Origin of the sequence: uncultured Mobiluncus sp. (assembly GCF_963511525.1) — a bacterium.
Lineage (GTDB): Bacteria > Actinomycetota > Actinomycetes > Actinomycetales > Actinomycetaceae > Mobiluncus.
This window is the reverse complement of sequence record NZ_CAUPIY010000009.1, coordinates 53,586-76,964: the sequence shown is the minus strand read 5'-3', so window position 1 is coordinate 76,964 and position 23,379 is coordinate 53,586. Positions and strand designations below refer to the sequence as shown.

Genomic DNA, 23,379 nt, shown 5'->3' with positions numbered 1-23,379 from the left:
TATTTTAACCACCAGTTGCGCCGGATTATTCCCACCCAGCGGAACCGGAATCGGCCCTGTTTAGTGGGCTGAGCCCAGCTTATTCGAGGTAGTCGACCAGCTGGGCGGCCAGCCCGGTGTAGGTCGCGGGTGTCAGGGCCTGCAAACGTGCGGTTTGCTCTGGGGGAAGCCCCAAGTCGGCAATGAACTGCCGCATCCGAGCCCCGTCAACCTTGTGCCCACGGGTGAGTTCTTTTAAGCGCTCATAGGGGTTATCCATGCCGGAAACCCCGGCAATCCCCGCCACGCGCATGGTCTGTTGGACCGCCTCGCCCAACACTTCCCAGTTGTCGTCCAAATCGGCCGCCATCACGGCCGCATCAACTTTCAGCCCGGCCAGCCCGCGCCGCAGATTATCGATTGCCAGCAGGGAGTGTCCAAACGCTGTGCCGATATTGCGCTGGGTGGTGGAATCGGTGAGGTCGCGCTGCATCCGGGTCGTGACCAGGGTCTGTTCCAGCACCTCGAACAGGCCGGAGGAAATCTCGAGGTTCGCTTCGGCGTTTTCGAACCGAATCGGGTTGATTTTATGCGGCATGGTCGAGGACCCGGTCGAACCTTGCGCCGCCAAATCTTGGGCAAAATACCGCAGGGAAATATAGGTCCAAATATCGGTGGCGAGGTTGTGGGCGATGCGGTTAAAGTGCGTGACCGTCGCATAAAGTTCCGCTTGATAGTCGTGGGATTCAATCTGGGTGGTCAAAGGATTCCAGGTCAGTCCGAGTCGGTCCTCGACGAATCCGCGGGACAGCGCCGCCCAATCTGCTCCTGGTACCGCCACCGTGTGCGCCGCGAAATCGCCGGTCGCGCCGTTGATTTTGCCCAAGTATTCCTGGGCTTCAACGCGTTTCAGCTGGCGGTCCATGCGCCAGGCAAACACGGCCAGTTCGTGTCCCAAGGTGGTGGGGGTGGCGGGCTGCCCGTGGGTGTGGGCCAGCATCGGCACGTCCGCGTTTTCCCGGGCCAGGTCGGTGATTTGGGCTTGCAAGGCGCGGGCGGCGGGCAGCCACACGCGTCCCACCCCGTGCTTTATCAAAATCGCGTAGGTCAGGTTGTTGATGTCCTCGGAAGTGCAAAAAATGTGCACCATTTCTTTCAGGCCCGGCAGTGCCTGGCCCTCCGTACCGCCTAACGCCTCCGGGGCGGCCTCAAGGGCAGACTTCAACAGGTATTCCACCGCTTTCACGTCATGCTTGGTTTTCGCTTCGGTTTGGCTCAGCGTAGCGATTTCGTCCGCCCCGAAAGTCCCGACCAGTCCGCGCAGATACGATTTTTCAGCCGCGCTCAACACCGGCGCGCCGTCCAGCACTTCCTGGTCAGTGAGCCAAATGAGCCACTCTATCTCAATGAACAGGCGCGCCCGATTGACCGCCGCTTCGGAAAACCAGTCGACCAGCGGGGACACGACCCCGCGGTATCGTCCGTCCAGTGAACCGAGGGCAATCGCCGGGCTCAGCGCCCCCAAATCAACGTGTTCGGTGGGAAATTCAGTAACCATTTGTTCTGCTTTCACTAGTTGTGAGGGGTGGTTTATGCGGTGTTCAAGCCTGGGGCGCCTGTGCGGTGGCGGCAGCCTTCGCCGCGGCCGGAATCGCGTCCAGAATCTGGTTAATGGCCGCATCATCGCCAAAGTGAGCTGCAGACACAAACCAGGCTTCGAACACGGAGGGCGGCAACATGACGCCTTGCCGGTAAAACTCCCAGAACATCGGGGCGAATCGCCAGGTTTCTTGGGATTTTGCGCCGGCATAATCGATGACGGGAGTCTCGGAAAAGAACACGGAGAACAGCGAACCAGCTCGCCCGATGAAGTGAGGGACGTCCTCCCGGTTCAACGCCGCGTCCAGAGCGCCCGCAATCGTGTCGGCCACCGCATCGACCTTGCCATACACAAAGGTGTCAGCACCTTGTAAGGTGGCCAGTCCGGCCGCGCAGGACAGGGGATTGCCGCTCAAGGTTCCGGCCTGATAGACCGGACCGAGGGGGGCGAGCTGATTCATCAGTTCGGCGCGGCCCCCGATAGCCGCCAGGGGCATGCCTCCCCCGATGACCTTGCCGAAGGTCAACAAGTCCGGGGTCCAAAACTCGCCGAAAGTCACACCCTCGTTTTGGGCGGCGACCCCTACCGGGAACAGTCCCGCCGGACCGGACGTGGTGCCCTCTGGACTTTCCAAATATTCCCGCCCGGTGGACAACCCCCACCAGCCCGAGGGCGACACCCGAAACCCGGTCAGCACCTCGTCTTGAATCATCAACGCCCCGTACTCGCGGCACAGCCGGGAAATTTCGGGCAGGAATCCGGCCCGGGGTGCCACGACCCCCATATTCGCGGCGGCACCCTCCACGATGACCGCGGCAATCTCGGAACCGCGCCGGGCAAATGCTTCCTGTACAGCTTTCACATTGTTGTAGGGCAACACCAGGGTCAGAGCCGAAATCCCCGCCGGTACTCCCGCGGAGGCGGGCAAACCGCCGGTGGCTACCCCGGAACCGGCTTCGCTAAGCAAACCGTCAGAGTGTCCGTGATAGTTGCCGGCGAACTTGATAATCAAATCCCGCCCGGTCGCCCCGCGCGCCAAGCGAATAGCGGTCATGGTCGCTTCGGTTCCGGTCGAGACGAAACGGACCTTTTCCGCCAGCGGCACCCGTTGGCGGATCGTCTCGGCCAGCAGGGTTTCCGACTCGGTGGGCGCCCCGAAACTGAGACCTGCCTCGGCCGCGTGCGTCACGGCCTCGACCACCCGTTCATCAGCGTGACCCAGCAGCATCGGCCCCCAGGAACAAACCAGGTCAACGAACTCGTGACCTTCCGCGTCCCACACGCGCGGACCTTTGGCGCGAGTCACGAAAGCCGGCACGCCCCCGACCGAACCGTAGGCGCGGACGGGGGAATCGACCCCGCCGGGGATGACGGCTTGAGCCGCCGCAAACAAATCAGCATTCGTTGTCATTTCGCCCTCCTTTGGGTGATGAAAGTACTGTGTCACAAGGTCTTTCGGGTCACGTTTCCGGCTCGCTGGCCGTGACGCGGGCTCGGTTAGGCCAAGCCTTGCGCCGCCTCAATCGCATAGTAGGTCAACACGATGTCCGCTCCGGCCCGAACAATCGAGGTCAGGGACTCGTCGATGACCCGGGAACGGTCAATCCAGCCGTTAGCGGCTGCCGCCTCAATCATCGCATATTCGCCGGACACCTGGTAGGCAGCCACCGGCACCGGTGAAGCTGCGGCCACGTCAGCCAGCACGTCCAGGTACAGCGAGGCGGGCTTGACCATAACCATGTCGGCGCCTTCCTCAATGTCCAGCAGGGTTTCGCGCAGTCCTTCGCGGCGGTTGGCGGGGTCCTGCTGATAGGTGCGCCGGTCGCCTTTCAGGGCGCAACCGACCGCGTCCCGAAACGGCCCGAACAGGCCGGAAGCATATTTGGCGGAGTAGGCCATAATCGCCACGTCACTGTACCCGGCTTCATCCAGAGCCTCACGGATAGCGGCGACCTGGCCGTCCATCATGCCGCTGGGGCCGACCGCGGCCGCCCCGGCCCGCGCTTGTGACACCGCCGTAGCCGCGTAACAGGACACCGCCCAATCGTTGTCTACCACACCGTCAGGGCGCAGCGGTCCGCAGTGTCCGTGCGAGGTCGTCTCGTCCAGGCAGGTGTCGGCCATGACCACCAGCTGGTCCCCGACCGCATCGGCGAGGGCGGCGATGCCCCGGTTTTGAATCCCGTTGGGATCCCAAGCTGCCGAACCGGTTTCGTCTTTGTCAGCGTCGGTGGGGACTCCGAACACAATCATGCCCCCGATGCCGGCATCCGCCGCTTCCCGTCCCAGTTGCGCCAAAGACTCGGGCGTGTGCTGGTATTGGCCGGGCATGGACGGAATCTCTACCGGTTCGCTAATCCCGTCACGCACGAATACGGGCAGGATCAGCTGTTCAGGGCTCCAGCGGGTTTCCGCCACCAGGCGGCGCATCGCCACGGAGGTGCGCAACCGACGGGGACGCACAAAAGGGGTTAGGCCGTGGGGCAGTTTCCGCGCAGGCACGACCTTTTCATTCGTCCCGCCCTTGGCCTCGGTTTCACAAGTCCCGGTGTGCCGTCCTCCGGTAGCGCTCGGGGTGGTCGGTCCTACCCCCAAATTTGCGGCGTGCGGTAATCCTGTCATAGTTATCCCCTAATCTTGTGCGGCTTTCTTTTCTTGCTCTCTAACAGCGTCCTCGTAAGCCCGAATGACCCCTTCGGTGTTCGTAGTTTCACAAACCTCGGCGGCTGACCAGCCCAATTCCCGCAGCACGGCCGCGGAAGATTTTCCAAAAGCGATGGGTTCGGGCCATTGCTTCACGCTGGCTTTCGTCAGCAGTTGATGGGCGGCGTGTGCCACCGAACCGGCCGTAATCAACACGTAAGTCAGCGCTCCGGAAGCCAGGGCGGTCTCCCATTCCAGCGGTAAATCGTGCAGGGACACGGATTCATAGAGCCGTAGCTTTTCCACGTTGTATCCCTTACGGGTCAGTCCTTGCCCCAAGGTCGGTGCCGCCCCGACTGCACCGGGTAGCAGCACCGTTCCGGTTCCCGCCGGGAACGCCTTGACCAGCGACTCGGCACAGGCTGGATCCGGTCCTACCAGGTCAACATGACCGTCAAGCTGACGAATAGCCTCGGCGGTGGCGGCACCCACGGCTGCGACCTGCACTTGGGCAAACAAATCTTCCAGGTCGTAGTGAGCGTCCAGGAACGTGGCTGTTGCCACGCTAGAGAGCACAACCCAGTCGTATTCCCCGCTCTGCAACCGCTGCATCGGCTCAAACCAGTTTTCACTGGGGGTGGGCACTTTCTCGGTCACGGGCGCGCACACCACCGGCAGCCCCGCCTTTTCCAGTCCCTGTGCCAACACGTCTCCCGGGACCCTGGGCACCAACAGTTTAGGTTTCATCAAATGTTATTCCCCCCACAATTCCTTTTCATTGTCTACAGTCTGATTTGCGCCACCCTGGGTTGGCTCGGGTTTAGCGGCCTTGAGGTCGGCAATTTCTGCGGCCCCGGCCGCCAGCAGTTCCCCAGCCAAATCCACCCCCAACTGTTGGGCAGCGGCCAGCGCGAAATCACGCTGCGCGGCTTCGACCCCCAGCAACACGGTGGTTTCCCCGTTGACTTCCAGGACTTCGCCCTGATTTCCGATCACTCGGGCAGTCAGTTCCAGGCGTCCCGAGGGGGCTTCGACACGTTTGTCCCAGGTCACCACTCCGCGCACGCCCAAGGGCGCGGCGCAGCCCGCCTCCAGGTAGCGCAGCAGGGCGCGTTCCGCACTGACCTCTAAACGGGTGGGTTCGTCGTCCACAAACTTGAGGATTTGGGCGAAGTTTCGCCCCTCTGCGGCGTCCAACAGTTCGGGACGAGTTTCCAGGGCTAGCGCGCCCTGTCCACCGGCCGGAATCACCGTGCCTTCCAGGGAATCCGTGATCGCCTCGTCCATTCCCAAGCGGCGCAACCCGGCTCGTGCCAGCACCACCCCGTCCAAATCTTCCGCGGCCTTGCCCGGTTGCAGGCCGGCCCGCTCCGCCACGGCAGCCAAACCTTTCACCCGTCCGACCCGCGTAGGGACGTTGCCGCGAATGTCTACCAACGTAATATCCGGGCGCGCTACCGCAATCTGACGGGCCCGGCGCGGTGAGCCGGTTCCCAGACGCGAACCGGCGGGCAAATCCGCCAAACTGAGGCTGTCGCGCGCCACCAGCACATCACCCGGGTCTTCACGAGTCGGGGTGGCCGCCACCACCAGACCGTCTACCGGCACGGTGGGCAGGTCTTTCAAAGAGTGCACCACCAGGTCGCAGTGGCCCTCCAGCAGCGCCACCCGCAGAGCCGCCGCGAACACGCCGACTCCGCCGAGGCTAGCTAGGGAAGCCCGGTTGATGTCGCCCTCTGTGGTAAAGGTCTGGACGTTCACGTGCAGTCCACGCTGTTGTAGGTCGGATGCCACCGTGCGAGTTTGGGTCAAAGCTAGGGCAGAGGCCCGGGTGCCAATCACGAGCGGACGCTCAGCGCTGCCAATCGTTTGCATAAGCTCTAGCTTAGGACAAAGCCGGGTTAAGTTGTAACCGGAGCGGCAAACCCACCTCCCATTTTTCTAGCATTCATGGTAGAATTTTTCTATGCCGATGCTGACTATCAAAGATCCCCAAGTGTATGAAAACGTCCGCGAACTCGCGAAACGTAAAGGCATGACCATGACCGCCGTGGTGCGCGAACTGGCCCAGCGGGAACTCGAGACCACGCGCCGACCGACTTATGAGGAAAAACTGCAGGCCATCAGGGAAATTCAAGCCCAAGTGGAGGAGGAAGGGATTACCTTCTTGACTGATGACGACCTCTACGATGAGGACGGACTACCGAAGTGATTGTAGACACCTCAGTTTTAATCGCCATTATGGCTAAGGAACCCGGCTACCGAGAATATCTCGAAAAAATCCTCCGTAGCGACGACACAAAAATCAGTGCGGGAACCGCAGTTGAATTCGAACTCGTGGCGCGCAAGTACGGTGATCCACCACAGGTTCTCCACGCCTTAGGAATTGAAATCACCCCCGTGGATCAAGTCCACCTCTATTGGGCTCGCTATGCCATCCAAAACTTCGCCCGCGGCTCGGGCTCACCCGCCAAACTCAACTTCGGGGACTGTTTTTCCTACGCCGCCTCCCGCGCGCTGAACGAACCGCTATTGTTCAAAGGCACGGACTTCAGCGCTACCGACGTCATCGCGGCGTGAGCGCCCGGCAACGGTCCGCCCCGCCCTTGTGAACCTGCCTATTGAAACTGCAATCCGCGAGCGACCACGGCGGTAATCCCGGTCCCGGCAAACAACGCACCTTCCAGATCCAGGCCCTCCACGCGCTTGGCCGCGGCGGCAATCTGGTTGAGCACCGCGCGTTCCTCGGCGTTGGGGTGGGTCATGGCATCGCCCCAAAAGATGCGGCGCGAATCCAGGATCTGGTCCATGGTCAGTTCCACTCCCAGCATCCGCGATGCGTCAGCCAAAGCCCGCTCCACCGTAATCTGGTAGACAAAACCATCCGGGTCGCCCTCCCGACCGTAAGAAATCCGCAGGATATGCGTGTGGGGAGCGGCTCCCGCCATCGTGCCGGGCCATTTCGCGGAATAGTTCGTGATGGCTTTGGCCTGCAAAACGTTCGGGTCCTCATCAGGTCCGCAGGGCGGAGGCCCGACCAACATGCCCGACCCGCGCGGCGGGTTGTCCAGCTGGGGTGCATTGACCGCCAGGGTCACGTTCATCACGTGGGTGCCTTTATGCAGCTGGAATCCGGTGGTCAAATCGCCGATTTCTTCCAGGGCAGCCGCGTCAAACCGTAGGGTGGCGTCCTGGTGATCGCGTTCGGCGTGGAACTTCAGGCGCAGCATCGAGGCCGCGGCCGAGTTCAGCACCTTTAGCGCGCTGTTGCCCGGCAGCGCCACCACAATCCGGTCGGTCGCCAGCCCGAAAGCGTTGCCGGTTTCTTCCGGCGGCCCTCCCTGGTACTTGGTGTTGGAAATTGTGTGTTTGCACCACACGACCCAGCGCGGGTTTTCCGCTCCGATACCGGCTTCGACATGCATGACCCGCACGTGGTTGTCGATGCGTCCCCCCGCCTCGGTAATACGTTTCACCAGCTCGTCTACCAGCTTGAACATACCGCCTTCGGGCATCATCACCACGATTGAGTTGGGTTTACGGGTGGCGGCCACCGCCTTGGTCAGCGACCCGGTACGTGCCAGGGCGGCGCGCAATCCCGGTGCGACCCGGTCGGGATCCAGCCCGTTGGGGTGCGTGGAGTGAATGCCTCCCGCGAACGGGGTCACGAAGGCGTCCAACACGGCTTTACCCAACCGGGCTTCTACCAGTTCCCCAAAACTTTTCGCGTCCGCGCCGACTTCCGCGGGCAGCGTCAAATCCTGTCGGGCGCGCTCCAGGGCTTGTGGCCCGGCAATGTGGGTCAGCCCCTCCACGAACACCGGGTCATCAAGGTCGGCGGGAATCCCCAAGGTTCCAAAGGGAATGCGCACGGCATCGTTGCGGCCGTGGTCCCACACCCAGGAGTCGCTGTTGGGGGCGACCGGGTTCAAGCCCAGTTCCCGGCACAGATCGGTGACTTCGGGAGTGCGGGTGGCGTAGGATTCCGCCCCGATATCCACGGTGGCTCCCCCGAAAACTCCCGAACAGACCAGGCCGCCGGGGCGTCCGCGTTCCTCCAGGATGAGGGGGCGCAGTCCGCGTTTTGTCGCCGCGTATCCGGCGGTCAGCGCGCCGAGCCCGCCGCCGAGGATAATCATGTCAAAGCCTTCGTCAGCCATGGTGTTTTCCCTTCACAAGCGTTATCTGGTGGGTTTGGTGGGTGTCTTGCAGTTTTCGGTGGGTGTGGTGGCCGGGGCTCGCCAAGTGTGAATCCGCGCAGTCAGTTCAGTCAGCACCCCGGGGTCGGTGTCGGGTCGCACTCCGTGTCCCAGGTTGAAAATGTGGGCAGGAGCGGCCAGTCCAGCCTGCAAGACCTGTTCGGCTTCGCGCCAGACTCGCTCCATAATGTCCCCCGTTTCGGTGAGTTTCGCCTCGGGGGATGCCGGTTGCTCCGCGGGAACCAGCAGGTCCGGGTCGAGGTTGCCCTGCAGGACTTTCCCGGGCAGGCGCCGCGCGGCCTCATCTAAGCCCAAGTCGGAGTTGACGGAAACGACCTCGGCGATTTCGCCCATCGCTTCGATGAGGTGAGCGGTGCCGACCCCGAAGTGAATGTGGGTGGCTCCCGGCGCGCCCTGAAAGGCTAGTGTCGAGTAGGGCAGGGCGAAGCGGCGGTATTCCTCGGCTGTCAGAGACCCCGCCCAGGAATCGAACAGTTGCACCGCTTCGGCGCCACCGTTGATCTGGGCTTTCATGAACTGGCCGGACAGTTTCGCGCACCAGGTCGCCAGTTTGGTCCAAGCGGCAGGTTCTGCCTCGATAAAAGCGCGGGTTTCCAGGCATTCGCGCCGCCGCGGCCCGCCGGCTTCCAGCAGGTAAGACGCCAGGGTGAAGGGTGCTCCGGCGAATCCCAGCAGGACTTTTTCATAAGGCAGTTCGCGGCGCACGTGAGCGGCGGCTTGCTCGATGACCGACCAGTCCGCAACTTCCAATTCGGTCAGTTTTTCTACCTCGGCGGCGCTGGTCAAAGGCTGTTTCAGCACCGGTCCGCGGCCGGGCACGATGTCGATGTTTGCGCCAGCCAAATACAGCGGCACCACGATATCGGAAAAGAACACGGCCGCGTCGACGTGGTGGCGGCGTACCGGTTGGAGGGTAATTTCGGCGGCAACCTCGGGGGTGGTGCAGGCCGCGAGCATGGATTTTCCCTCACGCAAGGCACGGTATTCCGGCAGGGAACGCCCGGCTTGGCGCATAAACCACACGGGTGTGGTAGCCGGTCTAATTCCGCTCAGCGCGGCACGCATCCGCGAACCGGAGAATAGTGGGCCAAGACCCAGAGGGGCTCTAGTCAAAACATATTCCTAACTTAGGGTTGCCTTACTAACTGTTTTGCGGGGGTTAATATATTTAAGGTATAAAAAGGTTGATGCCTTTTCAACTTTACACCGTCAATCACCTGACCCACAGCTTGGCTGAAGTGGCACAGGCGGCGGCTCAAGCTGCTGAAAAGGAATCGGAATGGCTCGAGACGCCGGGAGTGCATTCCCTGGTGCTGGTCTCGACCTGTAACCGCGTGGAAATCTATGCTTCGGCCGATCCGGGAGTGCGCTTAGTTCCCGCCCATGAACTGCCCTCCGAAACTCAACAGCTCGAAGCTCCCCACCCGCCTCATGTCCCGAACGACACACTGGCCTGGAATTTTATTGAGGGTCGCGCGGTCGCTGAACACCTATATCGGGTTGCCGCGGGATTGGATTCCATGGTGGTGGGCGAGGCCGAGGTCGCGGGTCAGGTGCGCCGTTCCTTTACGCGAGCCCAAGAAATGGGTGAGGTGCACGGGTTGATGGTGCGGATGTTTGAGGGGGCGCTGTCCACCGCGCGTAAGGTCGCCAGCAAGACTGAACTGACCGGACTAGGGCGTTCCGTGGTTTCCGTGGCGTTGGACGTGGCGGAGGCGAGCGGGCGGCTGCCCGAATGGAGGCAGGCACAAGTTCTTTTGGTCGGCACCGGCGCTTATGCCGGAAGTACGGTCGCCCAGCTGCGCGCCCGCGGGGTGCGCGACATCGCCAATATTTCGACTTCCGAGCGGGTCACGGCATTTGCCAAGAATCACGGAACCCGCGTCGTTCCCGCCGCTGATTTAGTTTCGGCACTACAGCAGGCGGATTTGGTCGTCACCGCGCGGGGAATCGGCGCCCCGGTACTGCGCCGCGAACAGGTGCACGCCAGCCTGGCCGATCCCGACAGTTCCTTGACCATTTTGGACCTGGCACTGCATCGTGACGTGGAGGAAAGCGTGCGGGATCTGCCGGGAGTCGCGTTGTGGGATTTGGAGGATATTCGCCACCGGGTTCCGGCTTTGGCAGTGTCCCAAGTGCGTCAGGCGCACGAAATTATTGAACAAGGTTTGGGCGAGTACGACGCGGCGGTGGCCGCACGACACATGGATCCGGCTATTGTCCAGCTACGCGCCATTTTCCAGCAGGCGGCCGCGGCCGAGATTGACAGACTTCCCGCTGGCGACATGATTTCTCGCGAGGCCGCCGAGGCCGCGATTCACCACGTCATTGCTAAACTGGCGCATACTCCTACTGTTTCCGCCCACATGGCGGCCGAGGCAGGCTTGGGCAGCGAGTGGGTTGACGCCCTAGCGACCGTGTGGGGACTGACCCCCGAGGTACTCGAAGCCGCGCTGAATGCTGAAGTCAGGTAATTTGCATGAATAGTTTGGCTCCTTATGATGCGTTGCTGCTGGTCAGCTACGGTGGTCCGAACGGTCCCGAGGACGTGCTGCCGTTTTTGCGCAATGCTACCGGCGGGGCAGGGATTCCCGATTCTCGCCTGGAACAAGTCGGCGGGCACTATCGACTTTTTGACGGCATTTCCCCCATTAATGCCCGCAACGCCGAACTGCTGGCCGGCCTGCACCAGCGCCTCGGCGATGACCTCCTCTATGCGGTAGGCAACCGCAACTGGCACCCGTATTTTAGCGAAAGCCTCGTTGACTTGGTTGACCGGGGAGCGCGGCGGATTTTGACGTTGTTTACCACCGCCTACACGTGTTATTCGGGATGCCGGCAATACCGGGAAAACCTGGCCCAGGCGCTCGCTGACCTGCGCGCTGCCCGCCCCGAGGTGGCCGGTGAAGTCACGCTGGACCGGGTGCGGCCTTTTGCGAACACCCCCGGTTTTGTTAACGCTAACGCCCGTGCCATCGCGGCGGCCGCCCGGGACCTAAACGTGACTCCCACTTCTGACCAATCCCCCGCGGCGTCACCCTCACCGGTTCACCTGGTTTACGTAACACATTCAATTCCCCTGGAGATGGCGCGGCATTCCGGGCCGTGCCGCTCTGCCCACAGCACAGCCGCGGCTTCCCCGACGGTGCAGAAACCGGCGCTTTTCGATGACCGTTTTGACACTCCGATCAGCCGCCCCAGCGTCCCCTTGCGCCTGCGCCTGAGCGACTTTTCTCCCCAAGCTCTCAACGCTTTACCCGCGGTGACCCGTGAGCAAGACGCCCTGGGACAGGGCTGGACCTACCTGGCTCAACACCTCGCGATAGCCTTAGCCATTAACCGGCATCTGTCTGCACAAGGGTTGGAAATGCCATGGTCACTGGCGTTTTGTTCCCGTTCCGGTTCCCCCCACCAGGCATGGTTGGAGCCCGACATAAATGACCATTTGCGCGATTTGGCGGCCGCCGGGGTGCACCGGGTCATCGTAGCTCCCTTTGGTTTTATTTCGGATCACATGGAAGTTGTCTATGACCTCGACACCGAGGCCGCCGCTACCGCCCAGGAACTTGGCCTAGATTACCGTCGGGCTGCCACTGCGGAATCTGACCCTGAGTTCCTGGATGAACTGGCTGACCTGGTTTACGAACGGGCCGCCTTTGCACGCGGGGAACACCCCGAACAGTCTGTGGAGCCCGACACCTACCCGCCGCTGGCGGAAACCTGCGGACCGAACTGCTGCCAGTATCCGCGCTCTCACCATTCTCGTCCTCATCACACTGTTAACCCAACCCCAATCAAAGGAGAAACCATGGGACATCCCCAATCCGTTCAAACAGCTCCGGAAATCACCGGCGACCCGCGCGATTACGCGGTCGATTATCACGAAGTCAACGCCAGAGAGAACTATTCTCTGCACATGGTGTTTCGTCGGACTCGGCCCCTGCCCACCGACCCGCAGCGCTTGGAACGCATTACCCACCGTTTGGAAGAAGCGGTGCAGGGCGTGGTGGTGCGCGGCTGGTATGACGTGTCGGGATTCCGCCCCGATGCTGACCTGATGATTTGGGCGCTGGCTGATAATACCGAGGCTTTGCAAGAGGCGTTTCGCAAGGTGGGCGCCATCGGGACGTGCCACGGCCGGCCCGCGTTGTTTGAGCCGGTATGGTCGGCGATGAGCCGCCACCTGCCCGCTGAGTTCAACGAATCGCACCTGCCCGCCTGCTGGGGTGGTTTCGCCCCGCGCAAGTACGCCGCGGTCTATCCCTTCGTGCGCTCTTGGGATTGGTACTACCTGCCCAAGGCGCGGCGCAACGCCATCCTGAAGGAGCACGGCATGAACGGCCATGATTTCAATGACGTGGCGGTTTCGACCCTGGCGGCGTTTGCTCTGGGGGATTGGGAATGGACCATCACCCTGGAGGCCGACCGTTTGGATCGGGTCATGGGTGTGCTGCGCAAACAGCGCGAGGTTGAAGCTCGCCTGTTCGTACGGGTCGACACCCCGTTCTTTACCGGGGTGCGCGTAGAGCCTCGCGAGTGGGTGGATTTGCAGCCCAAGCGCGACGACGCGAGCAGCCAGTGCGGCCAGTCTGACGAGTCTTCCTGTGGCTGCGGCCAGTCCGAGGAACCGTCCTGCGGTTGCGGACAATAACCCGATTTTCTTTCCTTAGATTCGACCCCTGCGGTGCTGCCTGGCACAGTCCGCAGGGGTTTAGTCTTGTCGCGCGCCAGGGTTCCTCGGGTCGTCTCGGTGTGCAAATGACCACACAATTGAGACGTAGCGGACAAAAGTAAAACGTAACCTATTTTTTCATTGAGTAATGTATGAGAGTTTGCTGGGAATCAGGCCAGCGGCACCGTACTTTTCCGGTCACATGGTGAACATGAACAAATCCATAATCAAATTAGTATTCATTAGGTGTCATATTTGAACACAAAACCTAACAAAATTGGCACTATTTTAGGGATTTGTAAAATCACGGCTCCAACCTGGGCTTTTATCGCTTTTTTTGAATCAGGAAATCCCACCCTGAATGATTCTTTGTTTTTTAAGCATTTATTCACTAAATTATCAGTTAGCGGTTTTTGTTCCTGATAGAAACCGGGAGTCATGCCAACAACCTTGGCTCCGAGAACCTATAGCTCTAGGAAACACATGATGAAATTATCAAAGATAAAAGTGGGACTTGTCTCCCTACTAACCATTACGGGATTGTCTTTCAGTGCCTCAGTGCCCTCCGTGGCAGCAACTGATTCAAACACTGCACTGAATCCCAGTCTTAACGCGGACCTGACTGTAAACGAAGCTCCGCTGAACCCCAGCTTTTCCCATGACCGGAGCCGCACCCGCAGCTACTCCAGATTCCCTAAGGCTTCCGGCAGCCGTGAAAATGGTCAGCGTCAAGACCCCGTTAAAATCAACACCAACTACAACTTGTTGGGCGGGGCGCGCGCACCGATGCGTGCTAGTGCCCCGGCAGAGCTGCCGTCCCGTTATGACCTGCGCGAACTGAACCGCTCTACCCCCGTGCGCGACCAGGGACCTAACGGCTCTTGCTGGTCTTTCGCCGCGAATGGCTCCGAAGAATCAATTGCACTGTCTAAAGGGCTCGACTCGAACCCGGACTACTCGGAAGCCAATATGCGCAACACCCACGGCTTTGACTGGGGCCCCAACGACGGCGGCACCGAACAGGTCGCGGCGGCTTACTTGGCGCGCTGGAGCGGGCCTGTTGCCGAGCGGGAAGATCCCTACAATCCTTACTACTTCCGTTCTCCGGACAACCTGAGCCGGCTATTCGACATCGACGAGGTGCTTTACCTGCCGACGATGCGTTCGGGAGCAGACACCGAAACCATGAAGCGCGCCATTATGGACTATGGAGCGCTGTACACCACGGTCTACGGCGGCACGAACTATCTGAACTTCCGCACCATGGGTCATTACGACCGCGGCTACGGTACACCCAACCACGCTGTAACCATCATGGGCTGGGACGATAACTATTCCGCCTCAAACTTCTATTACCGTCCGCCGGGGAACGGCGCCTGGATTGTTAAGAACTCTTGGGGAGCGAACTGGGGCAACGACCACGGTTACTTCTACGTTTCCTACTACGACGGTGTGATGGGCAAAACCAATAACGCTGCCTTCGTCCTGAAGCCCAAGACCGATAACGGCACCATCTGGTACTACGATCCGCTGGGCATGACCGGCACCATCGGGCAGGGCTCGACCGGTTGGTTCGCCAACGTCTTTGGTTCCACCAAGGAAAACGTGGACGTCAAGGAAGCCGGTTTCTTCGTGCCTTCCAACGGCGCCAGCTACGAAGTCTACGTGGACCCGAACTTTACGCCGTCGAAAGGTTTTGATACCACTCACCAGGTAGCTTCGGGTAACTTTACCTTTGCGGGCTACCACACGGTCGACCTCGACCCGCAAACCGTTGCGAAGGGCAGCAACTTCGCCATTATCGTGAAGCTGACCACTCCTGGATACAACTACCCCATCCCGATTGAGCAGCCGCAGTGGGGCTATTCCTCACGCGCCACGGCTCGCTCCGGCCAGTCCTACATTTCCTACGACGGTAGCTCCTGGGGCGATTTGACCCGGTTCCGCGCCAATTCGAATGTGAGCTTGAAAGCTATCACCGTTCCGGCCGGTACCGCACCAAAGCCGGGAGATGAAACCCGTGTCGACGGCATTATGCTCAACCCCTCTCAGCTGTCACTGCAGGTCGGGTCCAGCGACACGGTACAAGCCACCGTCACTCCTGAAAACGCCACCAACAAGACGTTGAAGTGGTCTTCTAGCAATAGTTCGGTTGCTACGGTTGACGATTCCGGTAAGGTTAGCGCCGTGGCTGAGGGCAGTGCCACCATCACCGCACAAGCGACTGATGGTTCAGGGATTTCCGCTTCGATGAAGGTCACCGTCACAGAACCGGCGCCTACGGTTCGTACCCTGAAACTGGTCGCCACGTTGAGCGCTACCCAAGTCGCTAAGAACAACGGTTTGAACGTTAACCTGGCGGTTAAGGATCAAGCGAACATTCCGGTGGAAAACACCAACGTGAACGCGACGGTAACCAATCCACAGGGCACTTCGCGGAGCTTGAGCGGCACCACCGATCGCAGCGGGAAGGCCACCCTCAAAGTGCCCGCCTCGCTCAACACGGTGGCCGGTAAATACACCCTCACCGTGGCTGTCGCGAAAGACGGCTACGAGTCGGCTCGCCAGTCATTTACCTACACCGTTTATGAAAACAAGCCGAAACCTGACGATGGTGATGTTGATCCCACCGCCCCCAGCTTGAAAGCGAAAGTTTCCGCAGACCGTTCTGTGGTAGCTCGTGGAGGGACCATCAACTTCTATGTCAGCACCTGGCAGCCGCGCCGTTACGCGGCGGGCGCTGAGGTAAAGGTGGACATCGTTGATGCCTCAGGTCAGGTCATTCACTCTGACCAGGGTAAGACGAACTACCAGGGGGCGACGACCTACAGCTACACCACGGCTCGTAACGCCGCACCGGGTACCTACCTGGCTCGTTTCACCACGAAACAACCCGGTTTCAACCGGGGCGTGGCGACGATGTCTTTCGATATCGTCAACCAGATCAACCCCTATACCCCGATGGTGTACTTCCAGTCGTCTTCGACCCAGTACGACTTCGGTCAGCGGGCTCAGGTTTCGATTACGGCCCGCAACGCCTGGGGCTACGCTCTGCCTTACGCGACGGCCTACATCAATGTCACCGGTCCTAATGATTTCAAGGCTAACCTGGTGAAGAGCACGAACTATTACGGTCAGACCTGGGTTTCTATCCAGCCGAATTCGGATATGAGCGAAGGACGTTACAACGTCGAAGTCACCATCGCCGCAAACGGATACTACCGGGGCGTGGGTCACTATTCAGTTGTCTTTGGTTCCGAATATCCTCAGCCGGATCCGGTCGATCCCAACGATGGAAAACAAAAGATCTACAAGATGATTGAGACCGATGAAGCCGCGACTATGATTGGAGAGCGTCTGGGCAAGGATGACTTCGCGTTGCTGGATATGCGCACCAAGGCTGAATACCTCGAAGCGCACATCGACGGTGCCGTGAACCGCGACTACTACGCCGATGGCCTGTCGGAATGGTTGGATACCCTCGATAAGGACAAGACCTACCTGCTGCTGTGCCGTACTCAGGTTCGCAGCGGGGCCACCGCCAAACTGATGAAGGAAAAGGGCTTCAAGTACATTTACTGGGTAAATGGCGGTATGACCAAGTGGCTCAACGAGGGTCGCGATGCCGTGTTCCCCGAATACGTGAAGTCTCTCGATATCGTGGCCTCCACCGATGCTCCGGCTTACCGGGCTGGGGACACCGCCAAGGTCAACGTCTTGGTCAATGACTTGGACGGCAACTATATCCGCAAGGCTAATGCCAAAGTCATCGTCACAGATCCTGCGGGTCAGGCTATTGCCTCCCAGGATTTGACGGTGAGTAACCGCGGTGAAGCTACCATGGACGTGAAGTTGCCGTTCAATGCCTCAAAGGGACTGTATAGAGTGACGGTAAAGGCCACGAAAGCCAACTTTGTTGACGGCAATGGTCTGGCCATGTTCCGGGTCACCAAAGACGGTAAGGTTCAGCCCAATTCCGGGTTGGCCTGGCTGACCTTTGACCAGCGTGAAAAGCGTGGAGATTTCAAGGGTCTGAAGCACACCGATGTGGCTTACGAATCCTTGACCCATCACTATGGCAAGAACTTCTTGCAGTACCAGGTCAAGGACGCCTCCGGCCAGGTGAAGTCCCTGGAGTCCCTGGTGGACCCGAACAAGACCACCGTGCTGATGTTCGGCTACCCGGGCTGCGGGGCTTGTGTAAACACCTGGAAGGAAATGGTCAAGCTCGACCATGCCAAGTACAACTTCATCGAAGTTGTGACTTCCGTGGCGGAAAATATGCAAGAGACTGTGAACATGGTTGACAAGGTCATCACTGAAAACAATCTCGAAGCCATGCGTCCGCATATCTACTATGACGCGGTGGACACCATCTGGGCCGCCCGGGCGGACTTCCTGACCACGCCGAACACACTGCTGTTGGACGCTAACGGCCGCTTGGTCAACATTGGCGGTTCCCAAACCGCGGCGTCCCTGCCGGCGTTCGTGGAGCGTACGTTTAGTGACAAGACCGACCCGGTTGACCCCGACTACACCAAGCCGACTCCGGATCCAAACAAGCCGACTCCGGATCCGACTGTGGATCCTGATGACCCGGGCGATAACGGCGGCGACACCGGTGAGCTCACCACGCTTAGCTATGCTCAGCGCGACGCTAACGGCGAGTTCTCGCACCTGTCGGGCAGCGACTTGGCTTACAAGATGCGCCGCGCCTACGCCAAGAATCTGAACGATTACACGATTCAGTCTCTGGACGGCAAATCGCTCAAGGTTAGCGACCTGGCTGACGGCAAGCGTCCGACCGTGGTGGCTTTGGGACGTCCCGATTGCTCGGCCTGCCAAGCCAGCTGGCGTCAGCTGCACGACATCAATAAGTCAGGGTTCAACTTTGCCGAAGTGATGTTGTCCGGGAATTCTTCCACGGTGCGCTACACCCTGAGCCGCTTGGGTCTGTCCGACATGGAGAGCGATTTCCACCTCAACGGCTACCCGCTGTTCAACGTGGTGGGACCCAACTACGTGCCGGTGTTGTTCTTCCTCGACAAGGACGGCAACCTGTCTAACGTGGCCTACTTTGACTCCAACTCTCAGGTGTTAAAGATTGTCAAGAGTGTGAAAGGGACTTTGTCCAAGTAACCTCTGAGATTCTCAAATAGCGAAAGCCCCCGGCGCTAACCCGTCGGGGGCTTTGCTTTCCGTACTGGATCCGGTTATGGGGTTGCTTATGGTTTTGGGCCGCGGTGTGACCCGGGATTTTGTTTCGGGTGTCGTCACAAGTGTGGTCACGGGTGTCGTCACAGGTGTGGTCACGGGTGTCGTCACGTTTTTCAAGCAGTACGTTTGCGCCGGTTCAAAGCGCGGTGCAGCTGGCGTTCCTGGGGCAGCTTGGCAGACAGCAAAGCATGAAATTCGGGTCCGTGGTTGGGGTGAAAATAGTGCGTGAACTCGTGCGCTACCACGTAGTCGAGGTATTTCGGGTCTTTCGCGCTGAGTTCCAGGTTGAACGTCAGTGCCCGCGTGCGTGGATTGCATGAGCCCCACCGCGACTTCATGCGTCTAATCCGCACCGCTCCGGGTTCCGTCTCAAAGACCGCCGCCCATTTCGCCAAGACCGGAGCCAGCCGGATTTCCAGGGACGTTTTACGTAATTTGTCCAAGGCGCGCTGGCGTTTTTCCAGCGGGGCTCCCACCGGCACGTTCAACACAATCGCCCCGGCGCCCACTTCCGCGACGGCACGAGCGCGGGGGTGGGGGTTTTCCACGATTTTTAGGGGAATGTCTTGGCCCCACCACGCTACCGTCTCGCCATCCACCAGCTGAGGCTGCGTCGCTTGTCGCCGCGAAAACCGCTCCTGCTGCCGGGCAATCCAGGCGGACTGCTCGTGCAGAAAGTCCCGCGCCAGCGACATCGGCGCTCGCCACGGAATAGAGAGATGGAACTCACCGCGCACATCAATGCGCAGCCGCAGGTTCCGCACGTTTTTCCGCGTCAGGTACACCGGAGTGTCACCCAGCCAGTACACGCCCTCATCGCGTACCCGACGGACTTTCTGGTTGCTTCCGGCCTTAACAGACATCGCCCTATGCTACCTGACCGACACCAAATCCACGTTCTAAATCGACCTTTATGGCCATATCAACCACCAACCCCGAGATACAGGTGGACTTCATCAATAATCTCGACTACCCGATGGCGGGGCAGAGCGAGCCGGCCTGTTCCTAGCCACCGCAAGCCCCACCCTGGTGCGGTCCAAAAATAAGTTTCGGTGCCAGGCAAAGCCTGACACCGAAACCTAGGGAGATGAAAGGGAGTTTTCCCTAAAAGACTCAGTACTGTCCGAAGTTCTGAACCGTGTACACCCACTGGCGGCCGGTGGCCGTACCAATGCCGGTGCGGTTGAAGCGCCGATCCATCAGGTTGCGGTAGTGACCGGGAGAGGCCACCCAAGCCTTCGTGGAGCCCGCACCGTAAGCGGCTGGGTCAACATTGTAGTAGCCCACCATGTTCTCGCCAGCGAACTTCCAGCCCGCCGGGAACAGATCCGCGTACTTCAAAGCGCCGTTGGAGTGTACAAACACATCCGTGCGGGCGACTTGCTGAGCCCAGGCGCGAGCCGCGTCATCCATCACCGGGTCACGCGTCAAGGACGGAATACCCGCACTGTTGCGCGCCGCGTTGATGGCGTTGAACACCGCTTCTTCACGAGCCTGGTCAGCCGGGGAGGGCTGCATCGAGTACTTGGTGTAAACCTGGGACACACCGGCAACTGGAGCGGAAGAGGGAGTCTTAGCCTGAGTGGGCTGGGATAAACCAGCAGCTACGTTCAACACGCTATCCGGTACCGTGCTGGCGTCCCCGATGGCGGTCACCGCCGGGTTACCGAAAGCTGTCACCAGGCTACGAGTGTTGCCCTGAGGGTTGGCGGGAACCAGCAGCACCGGGCCATCGCTCAACGAGCCGGAAATCAGCGGGTAAACCAGGTCAGAGCCGGAAGCCAAGTAAACGTGGCTGGCGTTGGGGAACACTGTCCGGTTGATAGCCTGAGCGGTCAGGTAACGATCCGCTCCGGCAATACGACCGGTCGCAGCCCCACCTGCCACCTGGCTGAGCCGAGAACTGGGAACCACGCCTTCGCCACCCAAAGCTACGACCTGAGAAGCACCCAGAGCCTTCACCGTGCTGGCAGCGGTGGCAATATCGGCACCATTACCGCTGACGGTGATAATCGGGCCGTCACGCAACACACCCGCCGCAGCCGCGTCTGGGGAGCCTAAACCATTAGAACCAATCGCGTCGGCGACGTAAACCTTGGCGTTGCCGTTGGGGTAAGCATACTTGGCGATGGCGGCCGCGGTAGCCACGCGGTTAGCACCAGCCAGACGGGTCACGTTGGCGACTCCGGTGTAGGTGCTGAGCTGACCGGCCACATCGGCACTAATTGCACCTTCTCCGCCAAGAACTACAACCTTGGAGGGGTGCAAACGCTTAATTTCGTTAAAGACATCGGCCGGGACATTACCCGAAGACGGAACCAGCAAAATCGGGCCGTTGGGTAGGACGGAGGCCGCCAGCGCGTCAACCGGATTATCGTTACGCGCCACATAAACTTCTGAGGCACCGCCGGGGAAAGCCGTGCGGGCAATCGCAATCGCGGTCGCGGTGGGACCGCCACCACCAATACGATTCGGCTGCGTGGGCGCACCAGGAGCCAAAGGCTCGGCTACAGAGGAGTTTCCGGCTTCGGCGTTCGTGGTCTGTTGAGGCTGACCCAAGACGGGGGAACGACTCAAATCGGGGCTACCAGCCAACATGGCGACAGCAACCATCGCCACCAGCGCAGTTCCGCCGACCAGAAAGCGCCCAAAACGCACGCGGCCATGCACCATCGGACGCATCGCTGCGCCGATTTGCGAATCCTCGTTCGCCTTTACATCCATGTTTGGGGTCTTCGGTTTCATAATCCTTATTCACCTGTCCCTGTACGTTATTTGGTATCTCCAAGACACCACTTCTTCCCTCTAATAATAACGTTTTAACCCCCTCGTACGGAAGAGTGTTTGCCCTGGATATCAATGAGAAATGCCTGAAAAACCGCAATTTGTTTGCTGTAGAATTAACTTTCCAAACGAGTTAACCTGCAATTCTTCTAAGATTTAATTACGGGTCATTTCGAACCGCTGAGAGTCGGCAAACACGATTTTGTGATTAAGATTCATGTCATTGTTACGACAATTCAGGAAATAATCACCTTGCGAATAGTGTGCGTTCAGGAAATCGTCCGCCATTTGGGCATAAACCGAGTCCCGATTGTGCGCCTGGGGAATGTTGAACAGACTGCCTCGGTTGCCCCACACGGTGACGTGGTTCGCCGAACCCGGGTTCAGCCCCGCCTCCAGCTTAGGCACCAGGTCGTTGCTGTTTTCAAACGAAATCATGTGAATGTTTTCGGGCACTCGCCCCATCGCCCCCGCCACCGGTGAACCGGCCGTAATCACCGAACGCACGTTATAGCGGCTGGTGAAGGACGGATCGGCCGCTAGGTTCGCCGCCACAATCCCCGCTTGAGAGTGTCCCACCAGTTCCATCGGGGTCGCGGCGTCTACCTGCATACTGTCCAGCGCTGCCACGACCGCCCGCGCCGGACCGGTTTTCATTCCCGCCACCGCTTCCGTGTTCGTCAACATATCTTGGGGCATCCCCGAACCGGCATCCCAGCTCTCGGTACCGCGCAGGATGACCCGCACGCCTTCCTGACCCGCGGCGTTGCGCCACCGTTGAATCTCAAAAGCGCCGTTGTCTCCGTATGGGTCAATCGTGTTGGAGTAGCGGAACACGTCACCAGGGTTTTTCGGAAAAGTTCGAGTAGCCCCAGCCGGACTTCCCTCCAGCGTCCACCCCTGGCCCGCACCTCCGCCTTGTACGCGGGGGTTGTAATCTTGAGTCGCCAACAGTTTGCGTTCCAAACGTTGGGCTCGATCCGTCCCGATGAGCTTGCCGGTAGGAGTGTTGGAAAAGTTCGCCCGGCGGATGTCACGAGTCTCTTGCTGGCTGGCGGCAAACTTGGCATACGCTCTCTGGTCGTAGGTTCGCAGCCACAGCGCGGGAAGCTGTTCGCCGAAAGGCACAGTTTTTCGCGTCACGACACCGGTTTTTTCCAATATGCCCCGGTAGATAAAGAACTGTATCGGTCCAAAAATCAACATCCCGGCCACGGTGAGGGGGTCGTCCCACTCATAGGCATGAATCAACTCTTGGGGGGTGACTTTGTCGAACCAGCCGTCAAAAGCGGTGTTCAGTTCCGGGGAATCCTCAAAGCCGGGGGTGTGCAGGATGACGTTGCTGCCGTTGCCGCTGACCTGCAGCGAGTTCGATGCCCCGTAATACTGAGCTCCCAACTTTGCCTGCATCCACGACAGGAACACCGCGGCCAGCTCCGTATCGCTCATCTGTTTCGTGTGATACACCCGACCATCCACCGTAAAACTGGCCGGGAAGTATTCCCGTAAAGCCAGGTGTTGAGCTACCAGGTGCATCATCATCGTTTCGAAATCAAAAGATGCGAACAGGTTTCTCAGGTCGTCCTCGGTCAGCTTATACATTCCCGTGGCCCGTTCGAGCTGGTGGGACAGCGACTCGATTTTCTGGCTCAGAGCCACGGTACCGCAGCTGCCTTGACACGCCAGCGCCGCCGCGTTCTCAAACCGAACCCACGCCGATTCCAGGGCCTCCAGTTGCGGGCCGTATTCGGCGGCGCCTTCCGGGGTTTCACACAACCTCACCAACCGGGCGTGCACCACATAATATCGGTGCGCCAGGCGGGACTGCTCGGCCGGTATCCAGTGGCTCAACACATCCAGGGCTTGCGCACTGTGCTGCAGGCTCGCCCCCATGCGTTCCATCTCATCGGTGTCCACGCACAGACCAGGCCCTCCGCCTACCAAAAAATCTTGGGGGTGTCCCACCATCGGACTGCGGTCATCCCCGATGGACACATCGTCGAGCCAGCTCACAGCAGTGCCTCCAGACTGGCTTTCGCGTCCTCCAACTCGTTTATATAGTCGCCCAAAATTTCTAAGTCTCGCAGCCGCTCTCGCCACCGCTCGTTATAGCTTTCTGCCGCCAAACCCAGCCACGTTCGGTTTTCGGCTCTGGAAAAATAAGCTACCGCCTGAGCATGTTGCCGACTGAACAATCCCCAGTAACACATCTGGGCCATCATCTTCCCCCTTTTTTCACCGTCACCAGTGAGGCTCCGCACACC

General features: G+C 59.8%; 17 protein-coding genes and 1 pseudogene. 6 read left to right on the top strand and 12 right to left on the bottom strand.

Annotated elements, in window-relative coordinates; translation table 11 throughout:
• Positions 1 to 79 precede the first annotated feature (79 nt).
• From purB to hemC, 5 genes are all read right to left on the bottom strand, one after another.
• On the bottom strand, positions 80 to 1,537 hold the full coding sequence (gene purB, locus RQ935_RS07525; protein WP_311497845.1) for an adenylosuccinate lyase: 1,458 nt from the start codon (positions 1,535 to 1,537) through the stop codon (positions 80 to 82).
• 43 nt (positions 1,538 to 1,580) lie between these two features.
• On the bottom strand, positions 1,581 to 2,990 hold the full coding sequence (locus tag RQ935_RS07520; RefSeq protein ID WP_311497844.1) for a glutamate-1-semialdehyde 2,1-aminomutase: 1,410 nt from the start codon (positions 2,988 to 2,990) through the stop codon (positions 1,581 to 1,583).
• An 86-nt stretch (positions 2,991 to 3,076) separates the two neighbouring features.
• Complete coding sequence (hemB, locus tag RQ935_RS07515) at positions 3,077 to 4,201, bottom strand: porphobilinogen synthase (protein ID WP_311497843.1); 1,125 nt, start codon at positions 4,199 to 4,201, stop codon at positions 3,077 to 3,079.
• 9 nt (positions 4,202 to 4,210) lie between these two features.
• Positions 4,211 to 4,969 carry a uroporphyrinogen-III synthase gene (locus RQ935_RS07510; RefSeq protein ID WP_311497842.1) on the bottom strand — a complete coding sequence of 253 codons (759 nt, stop codon included), beginning with the start codon at positions 4,967 to 4,969 and terminating at the stop codon, positions 4,211 to 4,213.
• A 6-nt stretch (positions 4,970 to 4,975) separates the two neighbouring features.
• Positions 4,976 to 6,097, bottom strand: coding sequence for a hydroxymethylbilane synthase (gene hemC / locus RQ935_RS07505; protein WP_311497841.1), 1,122 nt, complete (start codon positions 6,095 to 6,097; stop codon positions 4,976 to 4,978).
• Positions 6,098 to 6,188: 91 nt separating this feature from the next.
• Between hemC and RQ935_RS07500 the strand changes: the two genes are divergently transcribed.
• Together RQ935_RS07500 and RQ935_RS07495 are read left to right on the top strand one after the other, a co-directional pair.
• A complete protein-coding gene (locus tag RQ935_RS07500; RefSeq protein ID WP_297346317.1) occupies positions 6,189 to 6,434 on the top strand; it encodes a type II toxin-antitoxin system VapB family antitoxin in 246 nt (81 codons plus the stop codon).
• A 29-nt stretch (positions 6,435 to 6,463) separates the two neighbouring features.
• Positions 6,464 to 6,802 carry a type II toxin-antitoxin system VapC family toxin gene (locus RQ935_RS07495; protein WP_311497840.1) on the top strand — a complete coding sequence of 113 codons (339 nt, stop codon included), beginning with the start codon at positions 6,464 to 6,466 and terminating at the stop codon, positions 6,800 to 6,802.
• 38 nt (positions 6,803 to 6,840) lie between these two features.
• Here the strand turns inward: RQ935_RS07495 and RQ935_RS07490 are convergent, their stop codons facing one another.
• Both RQ935_RS07490 and RQ935_RS07485 read right to left on the bottom strand, forming a co-directional pair.
• On the bottom strand, positions 6,841 to 8,382 hold the full coding sequence (locus RQ935_RS07490) for an FAD-dependent oxidoreductase (protein WP_311497839.1): 1,542 nt from the start codon (positions 8,380 to 8,382) through the stop codon (positions 6,841 to 6,843).
• Positions 8,383 to 8,403: 21 nt separating this feature from the next.
• Positions 8,404 to 9,507 (bottom strand): uroporphyrinogen decarboxylase, encoded by a 1,104-nt coding sequence (locus RQ935_RS07485; RefSeq protein WP_399532249.1) that lies wholly within the window; start codon positions 9,505 to 9,507, stop codon positions 8,404 to 8,406.
• Between the two features lie 122 nt (positions 9,508 to 9,629).
• On the opposite strand from RQ935_RS07485, the gene RQ935_RS07480 reads away from it, so the two are divergent.
• The 3 genes and pseudogenes from RQ935_RS07480 to hemQ all read left to right on the top strand — a co-directional run bounded on the left by RQ935_RS07480 (position 9,630) and on the right by hemQ (position 13,093).
• Entirely contained in the window at positions 9,630 to 10,916 is a 1,287-nt protein-coding gene (locus tag RQ935_RS07480) for a glutamyl-tRNA reductase (RefSeq protein WP_311497837.1), read from the top strand.
• A 5-nt stretch (positions 10,917 to 10,921) separates the two neighbouring features.
• Positions 10,922 to 12,217, top strand: a pseudogene (locus RQ935_RS09820) (ferrochelatase); the annotation flags it as partial.
• A gap of 33 nt (positions 12,218 to 12,250) precedes the next feature.
• Entirely contained in the window at positions 12,251 to 13,093 is an 843-nt protein-coding gene (gene hemQ / locus RQ935_RS09815; protein ID WP_399532247.1) for a hydrogen peroxide-dependent heme synthase, read from the top strand.
• A gap of 263 nt (positions 13,094 to 13,356) precedes the next feature.
• On the opposite strand, the gene RQ935_RS07470 is transcribed toward hemQ, so the two are convergent.
• The gene (locus RQ935_RS07470) at positions 13,357 to 13,554 is read right to left on the bottom strand and encodes a hypothetical protein (RefSeq protein WP_311497835.1); all 198 of its coding nucleotides are present in this window, start codon (positions 13,552 to 13,554) and stop codon (positions 13,357 to 13,359) included.
• 43 nt (positions 13,555 to 13,597) lie between these two features.
• Between RQ935_RS07470 and RQ935_RS07465 the strand changes: the two genes are divergently transcribed.
• On the top strand, positions 13,598 to 18,253 hold the full coding sequence (locus RQ935_RS07465) for a lectin like domain-containing protein (RefSeq protein ID WP_311497834.1): 4,656 nt from the start codon (positions 13,598 to 13,600) through the stop codon (positions 18,251 to 18,253).
• Positions 18,254 to 18,444: 191 nt separating this feature from the next.
• Here RQ935_RS07465 and RQ935_RS07460 read toward each other — a convergent pair whose 3' ends face one another.
• From RQ935_RS07460 to RQ935_RS07445, 4 genes are all read right to left on the bottom strand, one after another.
• Positions 18,445 to 19,194 (bottom strand): SprT family zinc-dependent metalloprotease, encoded by a 750-nt coding sequence (locus RQ935_RS07460; RefSeq protein ID WP_311497833.1) that lies wholly within the window; start codon positions 19,192 to 19,194, stop codon positions 18,445 to 18,447.
• 250 nt (positions 19,195 to 19,444) lie between these two features.
• Positions 19,445 to 21,076: a cell wall-binding repeat-containing protein gene (locus RQ935_RS07455; RefSeq protein WP_311497832.1), complete on the bottom strand. Its 1,632-nt coding sequence runs from the start codon at positions 21,074 to 21,076 to the stop codon at positions 19,445 to 19,447.
• 195 nt (positions 21,077 to 21,271) lie between these two features.
• Positions 21,272 to 23,128 (bottom strand): hypothetical protein, encoded by a 1,857-nt coding sequence (locus RQ935_RS07450; RefSeq protein ID WP_311497831.1) that lies wholly within the window; start codon positions 23,126 to 23,128, stop codon positions 21,272 to 21,274.
• Positions 23,125 to 23,334 carry a hypothetical protein gene (locus RQ935_RS07445; RefSeq protein ID WP_311497830.1) on the bottom strand — a complete coding sequence of 70 codons (210 nt, stop codon included), beginning with the start codon at positions 23,332 to 23,334 and terminating at the stop codon, positions 23,125 to 23,127. Before RQ935_RS07445 ends, RQ935_RS07450 begins: the two co-directional genes overlap by 4 nt.
• Positions 23,335 to 23,379: the final 45 nt, after the last annotated feature.